10 protein-coding genes and 1 pseudogene are annotated in these 13,193 nt (G+C 68.0%); 3 read left to right on the top strand and 8 right to left on the bottom strand.

Annotated elements, in window-relative coordinates; genetic code table 11:
- Nucleotides 1-318: pseudogene (locus ACIOU8_RS15555) on the bottom strand (hypothetical protein); the annotation flags it as partial.
- Between the two features lie 569 nt (nt 319-887).
- Here ACIOU8_RS15555 and ACIOU8_RS15550 point away from each other — a divergent pair.
- The gene (locus tag ACIOU8_RS15550; RefSeq protein ID WP_400791323.1) at nt 888-1,400 is read left to right on the top strand and encodes a MarR family winged helix-turn-helix transcriptional regulator; all 513 of its coding nucleotides are present in this window, start codon (nt 888-890) and stop codon (nt 1,398-1,400) included.
- A complete protein-coding gene (locus ACIOU8_RS15545; protein WP_400791321.1) occupies nt 1,397-2,053 on the top strand; it encodes a hypothetical protein in 657 nt (218 codons plus the stop codon). Before ACIOU8_RS15550 ends, ACIOU8_RS15545 begins: the two co-directional genes overlap by 4 nt.
- Here the strand turns inward: ACIOU8_RS15545 and ACIOU8_RS15540 are convergent, their stop codons facing one another.
- The 3 genes from ACIOU8_RS15540 to ACIOU8_RS15530 all read right to left on the bottom strand — a co-directional run bounded on the left by ACIOU8_RS15540 (nt 2,054) and on the right by ACIOU8_RS15530 (nt 6,125).
- A complete protein-coding gene (locus ACIOU8_RS15540) occupies nt 2,054-2,464 on the bottom strand; it encodes an MmcQ/YjbR family DNA-binding protein (protein ID WP_400791319.1) in 411 nt (136 codons plus the stop codon).
- A 33-nt stretch (nt 2,465-2,497) separates the two neighbouring features.
- Nucleotides 2,498-2,992, bottom strand: coding sequence for a hypothetical protein (locus tag ACIOU8_RS15535; RefSeq protein WP_400791317.1), 495 nt, complete (start codon nt 2,990-2,992; stop codon nt 2,498-2,500).
- A 133-nt stretch (nt 2,993-3,125) separates the two neighbouring features.
- Entirely contained in the window at nt 3,126-6,125 is a 3,000-nt protein-coding gene (locus ACIOU8_RS15530; RefSeq protein WP_400791315.1) for an alpha-mannosidase, read from the bottom strand.
- Between the two features lie 109 nt (nt 6,126-6,234).
- On the opposite strand from ACIOU8_RS15530, the gene ACIOU8_RS15525 reads away from it, so the two are divergent.
- Nucleotides 6,235-7,536 (top strand): glycosyl hydrolase, encoded by a 1,302-nt coding sequence (locus tag ACIOU8_RS15525; protein ID WP_400791313.1) that lies wholly within the window; start codon nt 6,235-6,237, stop codon nt 7,534-7,536.
- Between the two features lie 39 nt (nt 7,537-7,575).
- Here the strand turns inward: ACIOU8_RS15525 and ACIOU8_RS15520 are convergent, their stop codons facing one another.
- From ACIOU8_RS15520 to ACIOU8_RS15505, 4 genes are all read right to left on the bottom strand, one after another.
- The gene (locus tag ACIOU8_RS15520) at nt 7,576-8,598 is read right to left on the bottom strand and encodes a LacI family DNA-binding transcriptional regulator (RefSeq protein WP_400791311.1); all 1,023 of its coding nucleotides are present in this window, start codon (nt 8,596-8,598) and stop codon (nt 7,576-7,578) included.
- A gap of 74 nt (nt 8,599-8,672) precedes the next feature.
- Nucleotides 8,673-10,304, bottom strand: a complete 1,632-nt coding sequence (locus ACIOU8_RS15515) for a fucose isomerase (RefSeq protein WP_400791310.1) — start codon at nt 10,302-10,304, stop codon at nt 8,673-8,675.
- 81 nt (nt 10,305-10,385) lie between these two features.
- Nucleotides 10,386-11,372, bottom strand: a complete 987-nt coding sequence (locus ACIOU8_RS15510) for a LacI family DNA-binding transcriptional regulator (RefSeq protein ID WP_400791308.1) — start codon at nt 11,370-11,372, stop codon at nt 10,386-10,388.
- A 64-nt stretch (nt 11,373-11,436) separates the two neighbouring features.
- Nucleotides 11,437-13,134, bottom strand: a complete 1,698-nt coding sequence (locus tag ACIOU8_RS15505) for a long-chain-fatty-acid--CoA ligase (protein WP_400791305.1) — start codon at nt 13,132-13,134, stop codon at nt 11,437-11,439.
- Nucleotides 13,135-13,193 lie beyond the last annotated feature (59 nt).

Below are 13,193 nucleotides of genomic sequence, written 5' to 3'. Positions count from 1 at the left end.
CCGCTCCCCCGCCAGACTCACCGGCCGCCGCACCAGATCGACCACCTTGTCGACCAGGGCCGCACCCCGCACATCCACCAACACCGTCCGCTGCAACAACTCGTTCAGGCCCCGACAGCCCGCCGAATGAGGGAAGTCACCCATGTCGGCAGTCGCAACCGTCTCCACGATGACCGCTTCGGCACGTCGGAACGCCGCCCCCGCGCCCTGCAACACCGTGATCCGGTCTGCATCGGTCAGCCCTGCCAGCGCGTCATCGGACAGCACCGCATCGAGGTCAGCGATGACCCGATCCAGAAGCTCCGCAGTGCTGTTCATACCCTCCAGTCAACCCGGAACCACCGACATTCGAGACCCGAAACCGCCCCGAATAACCCCAGCTCAACGCCATATTCCAATCTCCCAATACAACGCAGACAAGAACGCGCGGCAGGCGGAGGCAGAGACAGAGGAAGGGGGCGAGCAAGGAGGAGAAGGGAGCGGGAGGAAGGGGGCGAGCAAGGAGGAGAAGGGAGCGGGAGGAAGGGGGCGAGCAAGGAGGAGAAGGGAGCAGAAGGGAGGGAGCAGAAAGAAGGGACCAGAAAGAAGGGAGCAGAAGAGGCAAAACAGAAGAGAGCAGGAGAGAGCAAAGCCGAAGAGAGCAGGAGAGAGCAAAGCAGGTGCGAGCAAGGCAGGTGCGAGCAAGGCAGGTTCGACCAAAGCAGGTTCGACCAAAGCAGGGGCGAGCAAAGCAGGACAGCGCAAAGAAGAAGCGAATGAAGCAGGAGCGATCAAAGAAGGAGCGATCAAAGAAGGAGAGAGCAAAGCAGGACAGAGCAAAGCAGGAGCGAGTGAAGAAGGACCGAGCAACTAGTGAATATAGGTAACAATGTAGTAGCATCATGAACATGGAGCCGCTCTTCGTCGACCGCCTGCTGCTGATCGCAGACCTCTTCCAGAGGGACATGGCCCGCGCCTTCGACGGCACCGGACTCACAACAGCCCGTGTGCACCTACTGTGGGTGCTCCAGCACGCGGGGCCGTCCACGCAGCAGGCGCTGGCGCAACTCTGCGAGGTCACCCCTCGCAACATCACCGGGCTCGTCGATGCTCTCGAGAAGTCGGGGCATGTCCGCCGCACCCCGCACCCGACCGATCGACGAGCGGTCCTGGTGGAGCTGACCGCCACCGCCACCGCCACGATGACGCGGATGCACGGGGAGCACGAACAGCTCAACGAGACGCTGCTGTCGGTGATCGCCCCCGCAGACCGCGCAGCCGTCGAGCGAGGCCTGTCAGCCGTCACCGCACACCTCGAGCACCTCGTGACCACCGCAGCAACCACCGCGGCAACCACCGCGGCAACCACCACCGCCACTGAAGACACCCGCGCGACCGCCACCCCCGAGGTCGCGCCATGACCGGACAGCTGCAGACGACCGCTCCGGGACCGACCGCGATCGCGCGCATCCTCAACTTCCTGCATCGCGCATGGATCGCCGAGCTTCGCGTCTACTCGAGCATCGCCCGTGCGATCGCCCGTCGTCCCGCAGTGCCGAAAGGCGGCACGGGGATCGGCTACCACCGCCCCGTGCTCACGGTGCTGTTCATCTTCATCGGCCTCTCAGCCGTCGAGATCCCGATCCTCGATCTCATCGTGCATCAGTGGCCGGCAATGCGCATCACCCTGTTGGTGCTCGGCATCTGGGGTGTCACCTGGATGGTCGGACTGCTGTGCGCGATGCTCATGCGGCCGCACTCGGTGGGGCCTGACGGCGTCCGCGTGCGCAGCGGACTCGAGCTCGACGTGCCGATCGCCTGGGAGGACATCGCGTCGGTCGCGATCAGCCGCCGGGTCGATGAGCCCAAGCAGCCGCGGGTCATCGGTTCGGAGTATGCCGAGCGGATGCAGGACGAGACCAACGTCGAGATCGAGCTCGAACGCCCCGTCGCGATCCGCCTCCCTGGTCTCGCGCCGAAGGGCGGAGTGCACCATGTCGACCGCATCCGATTGTGGGCCGACGATCCTCGTACTTTCCTCGACGCAGCACGACCCTTCTTGACAGCGGCCTGATCAGTCGAGGCCGCGCTCGGCGAGCCACTGCTTCGCGACGAGCACCGGAGCTCGCACGAGCCACGCATCGGCGATGATCTCGGCCAATCGGTCGCGGTCCACCGCGTCGAGCTGCACCAGGAGGCCGGGGTATCCATCGAAGTGCGGAATGGAGAACAGGCCCTCGGGCTCTGCCGCCAGCAGCGCTTCCTTCTCTTCGAGGCTGGCGACCCGCACACCCAGAACAGGCCCTTCGGGCCACACGAGTCCGAGATCCGCGAGCTGGCGCAGATCGACCTTGCGGGGCCCGCGCACCCAGGCGATCTGACCGCTCGCCAGCCGCCAGGAGGGCTCGCCGGTGTGACCGCCGACGCGCTCGGTCACACCGGGCAGCGCGAGAGCGATCTCTCGGACATCCTCGAGGGTCGCCATCCGCTATCGTGCTCCCGCAGTGCAGACAGCCGGTCAGCGCGAGTCGCGCTTCGCCTGTCGACGAGCGCCCTGAGCGCGACTCGACACGTCTCGCTTCACGCCGCCGGTCGTCTGCTGGTGCTCTCGCATACGGCCGGCCGACAGGCCTTCGTCGAGCGGTGCGTCAGAGCCGGGACCACTCCACTTGCCCTCGCGGGCTCGAGCCAGGCGCTCGTCCTTGAGCGCCTCCGCCTCCTCGTGCGCCACTCGAGCGAGCTCCGCACTGATCAGTGAGAGCGCCTCCTCGAACACGTACGCCCGTCCACGCGCCTTGTCAGAACCGGCGGCAGCCGCGCCGCGGCCGCCCGCCTGCTCGACTCGCTCGGCCGCACCACGCCGATAGTTGGTCGTGTGCTTGTTGCGAGCCCGCCGGATCCGCTTATGGAGAGCGAGCAGGCCGTCTTCGTCAAGCTCTGCCAGCCGATCCGGCTCGAGCTCTCGGATGAGGTCACGCTCTTTGTCCTTCAGCACCCACACATACTGTTCCATCTCGTGCTCCTTCGGTCGAGGCTCCCCATCGCCGGTCGTGCAACCGAGTATGCAGTCGGAGGGCGCCCAGCGCCAGGGCTTCTTGCACCATGGAAGCCGGTGGCAGCCGCATCCGTCCCCGGGAAGACCGACCTCAGCGCACGACGCGGAGCGTCCGCACCTCGAACGGCCGCAGCCGCAGCTCTCCACCCACGCGCCCTTCGTCCAGCGCGTCCTCGATCAGAGAGACCTCACGGACCTCACTGTGCTCGAAGTCGGCAGCGAGCGACCCGACCGCACGGCGGCCGAGCGCCTCGTACAGACGCACGATCACATCGCCCGAGCCGTCGTCGGCCAGCTTGACACCGGAGACCACGATGCCCTCACCCTCGACGGTCACGAGCGGCGCGACCTCACGGGCGCCGCGCACCAGTGTCGGCAGCGAGTTGAGTCGGACGCCCTCGGCGGTCGCGATCGCGGCATCCGCGCCGACCACGAAGCCGATCTCGATCTGGTGGTGGCCGTGATCGGTGTCGGGGTCGGGGAACCGGGGTGCTCGCAGCAGCGAGAGTCGCACCGTGGTCGTGACGGCATCATCCGACACCTCGCGCGAGGTGTCGTAGCCGTAGATCGAGTCGTTCACGAGGGCGACGCCGAAGTCCTGCTCCCGCACCAGCACGAACCGGTGCATCGACGTCTCGAACTTCGCCGCCTCCCAGCTCGTGTTCGTGTGCGTCACCCGCGACTGGTAGCCGAACTGCGTCTCGGCCTCGGTGTGCGTGGCCTGGACATCGAGCGGGAACGCGAGCTTGAGCAGCTTCTCCGTCTCGTGCCAGTCGATGTCGTTGCGCAGCAGCACCGTGCGCTGACCGGGCGCCAGGGTGATGGTCTGCTCGATCGTCGACTCTGAGAACGACCGGGTGACGGCGACGGAGGCGACGCCGTCGACGACGGATGCCGAGATCGAGTCGACCGCAGTGAGGTCGTCGACGCTGTTGCGGTAGTACTTGTCGATGTCCCACGCGTCCCACATGTTCGGGAAGTCCTGGTGCAGCTGGAACAGGTTCGCTGCGCGCCCCTCGGCCACCGCCTCCCGGCCCGACGCCTTGTCGACCGCCGAGACGATGAGCCCCTCGGCTGAGATCAGCACGGAGACGAGCTCGTTCTCGAGGCGCCACCCGCCGTCCTCCCCGGAGAGCATGACGGATGCTGCGGCAGGCGCCTCGACGAAGGCGGCCCCGAGCGCGCGTCCGCCGCCGCCACCGACGGAGGTCGGCACGAACCGCAGCTCGCGATCGCCTTCGCCCGCGAGCGAGCGCCGAGCGGCAACCGAGATCTCCTCGGCATCCGACAGCACGTTCGTGAGCACCTCGACGGCCTCGCGGTGCACCCAGGCGATCGATGTGCCGGGCAGGATGTCGTGGAACTCGTGCAGCAGCACGGTCTCCCACAGTCGGTCGAACTCGGCCTGGGGGTATGCGGCTCCGGTGCGCACGGCATCCGTCGCGGCCCACAGCTCGGCTTCGACGAGCGCGTGCTCGGCCCAGCGGTGCAGCGCCTTCGTGGCGTGCTGGCTCGTGAGGGTTCCCCGGTGCAGCTCGAGATAGAGCTCGCCGACCCACACGGCAGGGTTGGGCAGCTCGGCGCGGGCGGCGTCGAAGAAGGTGTCCGGGTGCTCCCACACGACCCGGGCGCTGCCCTCGAGGTTCTCGAGGCGCTTCGCCTTGCCGGTCATCTCACGCGTGGTGCCGCCCCCGCCGTCGCCCCAGCCGACCGGAGCGATCGACCGCGAGGTCACGCGGTTCTCCTTGAACTGGCGCGAGGCCTTGGCGACCTCCATGCCGCTCAGCTGCGAGTTGTAGGTGTCCATCGAGGGGAAGTGCGTGAACACCTGCGACCCGTCGATGCCCTCCCAGAGGAAGCTGTGGTGCGGGAACACGTTCTGCTGGTTCCACGAGATCTTCTGCGTGAAGAACCATTCGAACCCGGCGCGGCGCATGAGCTGCGGCAGCGCCGGCGAGTATCCGAAGCTGTCGGGCAGCCAGACACCCTTGGAGCGGATGCCGAACTCGCGCTCGAAGAACCGCTGACCGTAGGAGAACTGGCGCACGAGCGATTCGCCCGTCGGCATGACGGTGTCGGATTCGACCCACATGCCGCCGAGCGGAAGGAAGCGCCCCTCGGCGACGGCGGCCTTGACCCTGGCGTAGACCTCAGGCCGGTGCTCTTTGAGCCACGCGTACTGCTGGGCGCTCGACATGCCGTAGAGGAAGTCGGGCTGCTCCTCGATCAGCGTCGTCATCGACGACGTGGTGCGGGCGACCTTGCGGATCGTCTCGCGCACCGGCCACAGCCAGGCGGAGTCGATGTGGGCGTGGCCGATCGCCGAGATGCGGTGGGCGCTGGCCTCGGCGGGAGCTGCGAGCACGCCCGCGAGGCGCGCGCGGGCATCGGACGCCGTCTGCACGATGCGCTGCAGATCGAGCACGTCGAGGGCATCGTCCATGGCCTGCAGGATCTGCATGCGTCGGGGCGAGGTCGCCGGCAGCTCGGCCTGCAGCTCGAACAGCACCTCGAGGTCGAGGGACAGCTCGAACACCTCCTGCTCGAAAACGGCGAGGTCGATGCGGCGGGTGCGATAGAGCGGCTCGCGCGAAGAGGTCTGGATGTCACCCTCCTGCGTCGGCAGGAAGGGGTGGTAGTCGAGCAGCACCGGGTTCGCCGCCGCCTCGAGGTACAGCTCGACGGGCTCGTCGCCGTGCGCGGTCTCGGTGATCGGCAGCCACTGGTTGCGCGGGTTGATGCTCTTGACCGGGCTGCCGTCAGGCCGGTAGGCGAGCGCCTCGCACTGGAATCCAGGCATGTTGATGTCGAATCCGAGGTCGATGACCGCTTCGACGCGACGACCGGCCCATTCGGCGGGCACGCGACCGGTGATCTTGAACCAGGTCGTCGACCAGGCAGGACCCCACATGCTCGGCACGGAGGCCGGGGCGAACTCGAGAGTGAGCCCCTCGGCGGGGCTGATCGGCTCAGCCACGAGCTCGTTCACCTCGATGGTCAGAGGCACGGACGCGGAGTGGACGGCTGGGCGGATGCGCTCGTCGAGCACCCGCTTGACGCGGCCGACGGTGAGCGAGGTGTCGTCATGCATGCGGTGGTCTCCATCGAAGCCGGGTTTCTCAGCCTAATTTACTAAAGCGGTATAGCACCGTTCGGAGAATCGCGTTAGAGTCTGTGCACCGACCCCTGAAAGGACAGCGATGCCGTCGTCTGCCTCACCACTTCGCTTCGGCGCGAACTACACGCCCCGCTCCCAGTGGATGCACGCCTGGATGTCACTCGACCTCGATGAGGTGCGCCGCGACTTCGCCGCGCTCGCCGAACTGGGGCTCGACCACCTGCGGATCTTCCCCCTGTGGACCGTGCTGCAACCGAACCGCACGCTGATCCGTGACGAGTCCGTCGACGACGTGCGTGCGGTGGTCGACGTCGCCGCCGAGTTCGGGCTCGACGCGAGCGTCGATGTGATCCAGGGTCACCTGTCGAGCTTCGACTTCATCCCGTCATGGCTGTTCACGTGGCACGACAAGAACATGTTCACGCACCCGGACGCCCTGAGCGGACAGGTCGAACTCGTCACTCGCCTGGGAGAACGACTCGGCGACGCCGACAACTTCCTGGGATTCACACTCGGCAACGAGACGAATCAGTTCTCGGCACGGACCCATCCCTCCCCGTGGCCGGTGACCGAGACCGAGGCGGCGAACTGGATCACCACGCTGCTGGATGCCGCGCACAGTGCGGCGCCTCGGCAGCAACACGTGCACAGCGAGTACGACGCGGCCTGGTACATGGACGGCCACGGGTTCACCCCGGCGCTCGCCTCGCGCCTCGGCGACATCACGACCGTGCACTCGTGGATCTTCAACGGCACCGCCCAGAAGTACGGCGGCCGCTCCGTGGCATCCGACCGTCACGCCGAGTACATGATCGAACTCGCCCGTGCGTTCACGACCGAACCGGGAAAGCCGATCTGGTTGCAGGAGGTCGGCGCCCCGTCGAACTGTCTGACATCGGAGCAGACCCCCGACTTCCTCGAAGCCACCCTGCGATCGGTCGTGAGGACCGACGACCTCTGGGGTGTCACCTGGTGGTGCTCGCACGACGTGAGCCGCAGTCTTGCGGACTTCCCCGAGCTCGAGTACACCCTGGGCCTGGTCGACCAGAACGGCGAGGCGAAGCCGATCGGCCGCAGGTTCGCCGAGCTGATTCCCGAGCTGCGGGAACGACACGAGACTCCGCCGCGCACTCTCGGGATCGTGGTCGAGGTGGACGACGCCGAGACTCCCGTGAGTCGCGGCGCCATGAGCCCCGGCGGCTCGATCTTCCAGGCTTGGGTCGATGCGTGCGAGGCCGGCGTCGACCCCGCATTCGTCACGTCGAAGGATGCCGAGGATCCGTCCGCACTCACCGCTCGCGGCATCACGGAGCTCGTGCGCCCCACCGTCGAACCGTGGTCGTACGAGTCGCAGAACACGGTGGTCGAGCACCGGGCGCAGTAGCCCGAGCCCGCGGCCCGCACCTCGGTTCGAGGGCGGGCCTCAGTGCGCTCGCGCCGTGCTCTCGCGCACCGACAGCACAGGCGCCGAGCCGCTGCGGTCGGGAAGCGGCGCGGATGCGCCGATCTGGTCGATCAGGAAGTTCGCGGCAGCCGCTCCGAGCCCGAAGGTGTCCCTCGTCATGCCCGTGATCGAGGGACGTACGAGCGCGGCCACCGTCGAATCGTCGAACGACGCGATCGACAGGTCGGCGGGCACGGCCAGACGGCGCTCCTGCGCGGCGCGTAGGCCCGCGATCGCCATCACATCACTGTCGAAGACGACAGCGCTCGGCGACACCTCGTCGGCGAGCAGCCGGGCGAGTGCTGCGGACGCTGCGGCCGGTGATGAGTCGGTCGGGATCACCGTGCCGGCGACACCCTCGACCGCCAGCTCCCACAGAGCCTCGGCGCGCAGCCTGGTGTGCTGGAACTCCGCCGGACCCGAGACGTACGCTATGCGGCGGTGACCGAGACCGACCAGGTGCTCGAACAGCGCGTGCGCGACCCGCTCGTCATCGACCTGCAGAGTCGCAGGATGGTCGGGCTCGGAGCGGAGGCTGCCGATGACGACAGCAGGCAGCGCGAGATCGCGCAGCACCGGCATCCGCGGATCATCGTCCCGGGGATCGATCACGACCACCCCGTCGACCTGGTGCGAGCTGCGCCAGCGCCGATAGGTCGCGATCTCTTCGTCGATCGAGCGCACGAGCGCCGTCTGCAGCGCGAGGTGGTGCGGCGCGAGAGCCGACTGCACGCCGGCCGTGAGATCGATGAAGAACGCTTCGGCACCGAGAGTGCGGGCAGGTCGGTTCACCGCGAATCCGATGACCCCGGAACGTGCACCCGCCAGCGCGCGAGCCGTCGAGCTGGGCAGCCAATCGTGCTGCGCCGCGACCTCGAGGATGCGGGCGCGCGTCTCTGCACTCACCCCCGGGCGACCGTTCAGAGCGAACGAGACCGCGCCGGGCGAGACCCCGGCGAGGCGCGCGATGTCGCTGATCGTCACGCGTCTCGCCGGGCTCATCCCTTCACTGTAATGACCTGCCGGCCGGAGCCCGCAGCACCCGCCCCTCCCGGACGTGCGCAGTCGGTCTCCGGTCAGATGTTCACGTCTCCGACCACGTTGACCTCGATGCCCATGCCGGCGAACATCGCGGCCTTGGCGATCAGCGCCCTGTCGGCCGTCTCGGCATCCGGTGCGTAGACGAGCTGCGCGTGATTGGCCTTGTGGCGAGCCATGAACTGATCGCGCGAGACGCCGTGCAGCACCACGTGCGCGATCGGCCACTCGGGGTTCGTCGCGTCCTTGCGGCGCTGGGTCTCTGCGTCCGGCAGCTCGACGACGGATGCGCGGAAGATGTCGGCCTGCAGGATGCCGTCGGCGATGAACACGCGAGACAGCACGATCTCTCCGGGCTTCGAGACGCCGTTGATCGTGGCCCCGCCCGCGGGGAAGAAGACATGACCCTGGCGCCACCCCTCGGCGTTCTGCCATCCACCGAGGTGCGAGGCCGGCACGGAGCCCGAGATCTCGTAGACCCAGACGAACTCTCCGTCGAAGTCCTCGCCCCAGCGCACATCATGCAGCGTGTTGTCGGGCACCAGGCCCATCGCCCGCCACACCCGGTCGGTGACGAGCGCGTCGACCGCGACCCCCTCGTCGGCCTCGTTGAAGTGCGGGAACGCACGACCCTCGTGCAGCACGCGCGAGCCGTCGCGCGAGGTCACGGGCGGGCGCTCGGTCGAGTTGAGGATGCCCTCGGCGAGATCGGATGCCGGAACCAGGTCCTTCAGGCCCTGCTGGTACTGGATGCCGACCGCGTCGAGCCCGAAGTCGTCGGCGATGCGGAGCGCGGCGATGTACATCTTCAGCTGCCACTGCACCTGCTCGCGGGTCAGCTCGGTCGCTGCATCCTCGCCATAGCGGAATGTCATGCCGGCGTCGATGAGCCAGTCGTAGGCGGCATCCGCCTCATCGTCGCCGACCTCGAGCATCTCGGCATACAGAGCCGACTGCGAGAGGCGCTCCTTGTAGATGCCGGTCTTGTTCAGAAGCTCGTCGTCGAAGATGGCGTTGTACATGCCCATGCAGCCCTCGTCGAAGACGCCGATGATGGCCTTCTCCGTACGCAGTTCGGCGGCGAGCGCCTCGCCCAGCTGCTTCTCGGGGCTGTCGGGAAGCTCAGGCAGCGGGCGCACGTGCGACGCATCATGCGTGATCGATCCGGTCTTGGTCCACTCCTCGATGCCGCACGTGAACCAGTCGTCGGTGAAGTCGACCGACCAGATCGTGGCGTACGGCTTGTCCATCTTGGTGAGGCCGGCGTTCAGGCCGAGGAGTCCGACGAGGCCCGGCCAGTCGCCCGCGAAGTTCGCGACGGTGAGGATCGGCCCCTCGTGCGTCCGCAGCCCCGCGAGCACGTGGTGCGAGTACTGCCACACCGCCTCGGCCACGATGAGCGGAGCATCGGTCGGGATGTTCTTGAAGACCTCGAGCCCCATGCGCTGGCTCGAGATGAAGCCGTGGCCGGTGGCGGGGTCGACGTCGTTGGCGCGGATGACCGTCCAGCCGAGCTCCTCGAAGACGCCGGTGACGCCGGCCTCGAGCTCGACCTGCACGGGCCAGCCGCCGGTGTTGGCGGCCTCGCGCAGGTCACCGGAGGCGATGAGGTACGCGGTCTTGGGCGCGGATGCAGGTCGGGATGCCGGTGCCGGCAGGGTGTAGGTCATGACTCGCGTCCTCCTTGATCGCACGTGTTCTGCAACTGTACGCGAAATCGATTTCATGCCGCAAGGGATGGGAGCGCCCCGTCAAACCCTGGTCGGGTTGGACGGCTGGACCTCGTTCGGCAGAACCACCGTGCGCGACGGCCGGTCGTCGCCACCGATGCGCTCGAGCAGCATCCGCGCTGCGGTGATTCCCATCTGACGCGCCGGCAGCCGCACGACCGTCACTGCGGTGGGCGACAGAGTGGTGAAGGGCAGCGAACCGATCACAGCAACCCCGACCTGGGGCGGTGTCAGGCCGTGTTCGGTCAGCACCTGAATCGCCCCTACGCCGATCAGGTTGTTCCCGGCCACCACCGCGTCGGGACGTTCCGGCAGCGCGAGCAGCTCTTCCATGGCGGCACGCCCGCCGTCGACGCGGAAGGTCGCGAAGCGCAGCAGTTCGTCGGCATCGACCTCAGGTGCGCCGACGGCGAGCGCCGCGCGCCAGCCCGCCGCGCGCTCTGCGGCCGTATCGATCCCTTCCGGACCGCCGATGTACGCGATCCTGCGGAATCCACCGGCGAGCAGTCCCTCAGCAGCCGATGCCCCTGCCTCGCGATTGGCCATCATCACGCCGTCGATGTCGTAGACGGTATGGCGGTCGACGGCGACGACGGGACGGCCCGTGTCGAGGATGGGGTCGAGCCTCGTGCGCTCGGACGCCGGAGCGATGATCACGCCCGACATGTGCTCTGCGATCGCGATCCGCAGGTAGGTCGCCTCTTTCTCGACCTGCGAGTCGGAGTTGCAGAGCACGACCGAGTACCCGGCCTCCGACGCGACGTCCTCGACACCTCTCGCCATCTCGGTGAAGTACGGGTTCTCGATGTCGGGGATGACGAGTCCGATGACCTCGGAGCTCTGCCGTCGCAGGTTTCGGGCGGTGCGGTTGGGTGTGAAGCGCAACTGTTCGGCAGCTCGGCGCACCGCCTCGACCTTGCCCGCAGAGACGCTGGTGCCGTTGAACACCCGGGAGACGGTGGCCGGCGAGACCTGCGCGAGTCGAGCGACATCGTAGATCGTGACCATCGGCACACTGTAACCGATTTCAGCCACCTCGATCGGCTCGCGAGTCGGCCGACGCGTCCCTCGGTCAGTCTGCGAGCATCCGATCGCGCACCTGTCGGCGGAGCACCTTGCCGATCAGCGAGCGAGGCAGATCGTCGACAGCGGTGATGCGCTTGGGCACCTTGTACGGGGTGAGTCGCGTGCGGCAGAAGTCTCGCAGCGCTCCCGTGTCGAGCGCCGCGCCGTCACGGAGAACGACGGCGGCCGCGACCTCCTCGCCCCCGCTCGAGCGCGGAAGACCGACCACCGCAGCGGCGACCACGTCGGGGTGCGCCTCGAGCGCATCCTCCACCTCGCTGGGCGACACGTTGAACCCGCCGGTGATGATGAGCTCCTTGAGGCGGTCGACGATGGTCACGAAGCCGTCGTCCGAGACCTCGGCGATGTCGCCGGTGCGCAGCCAGCCGTCGGCGAGCAGCACATCGGCGGTGTCGCCCGAGCGACCCCAGTACCCCTGGAACACCTGGGGGCCGCGGATGAGCAGCTCGCCCCGCTCGCCCACCGGCATGTCGACGTCGGTGTCGGCGGGATCGACGACTCGGATCTCGGTGCTCGGGAACGGCACGCCGACTGTGCCGGGGCGACGGCTGCGCCCCATCGGGTTGCCGAGCGCGACGGGTGAGCTCTCGGTCATGCCGTAGCCCTCGACGAGCAGGCCCCCGGTCGCCTCCTCCCACCGCTGCACGGTCGCGACCGGAAGGCTCATCGCCCCGGAGATCGCGAACCTGACGGTGGAGAGGTCGATGGTTCCGCGTGACGCGGCACGCGCGAGCTGGTCGTAGATCGGAGGCACGGCGGGGAGGAAGGTCGGCGGGCTGGTGCGCGCTGCCTTCGTGACGAGGCCGAGGTCGAAGGTCGGGAACAGCACGAGCTTCGCGCCGATGCTCATCGCGAACGTGAGGCAGAGCGTCATCCCGTAGGCGTGGAACAGCGGCAGCACGCCGTAGAACGTCTCCTTGCCGTCGACGAGCCCCGGCACCCACGCCCGACCCTGCATCGCGTTGGCGCGCAGGTTCGCGTGGGTGAGGATCGCGCCCTTCGGGTCGCCCGTCGTTCCGCTCGTGTACTGCAGCAGTGCGGTGTCGTCGAGCGTGGGGCCCTCGACGCGGCGCGACAGGGGACGATGGTCGACCAGCTTCCTCCAGGCCAGCGCGCGACGCGTCTTCGGAGCGGCCGTCAGTTTCGCCCTCGACGCCCGCGCCTTCGGTATGGGCAGCCGCAGAAGCAGGCGCTGCGAGGTGGGCATCGCCTCGGTGAGGTCGACGCTCACGATGTGCTCGACCCGCAGGTCCGAGGGGAAGTCCGCGATCGTGTCGACCGTCTTGTCCCAGACGATCGCGACCTTCGCGCCGTGATCCTCGAACTGGTGCCGCAGCTCCCTCGCCGTGTAGAGCGGGTTGTGCTCGACGACGATGGCGCCGAGACGGAGTGCCGCATAGAAGGCCACGACATGCTGCGGGCAGTTGGGCAGCACCAGCGCGACCCGGTCGCCCTTGTGCACGCCCAGACGCCGGAGTCCCTCTGCCGCGCGCAGGATCTGCTCCCCCAGCTCGCGGTAGGTGGTCACCGCGCCGAAGAACTCCAGCGCCGGTCGACGACCGAACGTCGCGATGCTCGCGGACATCATCTCGGGCAGCGTCTGGGTCGGAGCATCGATCTCCGCCGGGACGCCCTCAGCGTAGGAGTCGAGCCATGGCCGGGATTCGTGCGGGTTGACGGACATGATTCCATCCTGCCCGGATCGGCTGTGAGGCGCCCTCGGACTCGCGCCGAAGCCCTGCG

Source organism: Microbacterium sp. NPDC087589, from assembly GCF_044743635.1.
GTDB lineage: Bacteria > Actinomycetota > Actinomycetes > Actinomycetales > Microbacteriaceae > Microbacterium.
This window is presented reverse-complemented; position numbering and strand designations above follow the sequence as displayed.

Coding starts and splice junctions, on each gene's coding strand:
- ACIOU8_RS15505 (WP_400791305.1), bottom strand. CDS start 13,134: ATGTCCGTCAACCCGCACGAATCCCGGCCATGGCTCGACTCCTACGCT.
- ACIOU8_RS15520 (WP_400791311.1), bottom strand. CDS start 8,598: ATGAGCCCGGCGAGACGCGTGACGATCAGCGACATCGCGCGCCTCGCC.
- ACIOU8_RS15545 (WP_400791321.1), top strand. CDS start 1,397: ATGACCGGACAGCTGCAGACGACCGCTCCGGGACCGACCGCGATCGCG.
- ACIOU8_RS15540 (WP_400791319.1), bottom strand. CDS start 2,464: ATGGCGACCCTCGAGGATGTCCGAGAGATCGCTCTCGCGCTGCCCGGT.
- ACIOU8_RS15550 (WP_400791323.1), top strand. CDS start 888: ATGGAGCCGCTCTTCGTCGACCGCCTGCTGCTGATCGCAGACCTCTTC.
- ACIOU8_RS15530 (WP_400791315.1), bottom strand. CDS start 6,125: ATGCATGACGACACCTCGCTCACCGTCGGCCGCGTCAAGCGGGTGCTC.
- ACIOU8_RS15510 (WP_400791308.1), bottom strand. CDS start 11,372: ATGGTCACGATCTACGATGTCGCTCGACTCGCGCAGGTCTCGCCGGCC.
- ACIOU8_RS15525 (WP_400791313.1), top strand. CDS start 6,235: ATGCCGTCGTCTGCCTCACCACTTCGCTTCGGCGCGAACTACACGCCC.
- ACIOU8_RS15535 (WP_400791317.1), bottom strand. CDS start 2,992: ATGGAACAGTATGTGTGGGTGCTGAAGGACAAAGAGCGTGACCTCATC.
- ACIOU8_RS15515 (WP_400791310.1), bottom strand. CDS start 10,304: ATGACCTACACCCTGCCGGCACCGGCATCCCGACCTGCATCCGCGCCC.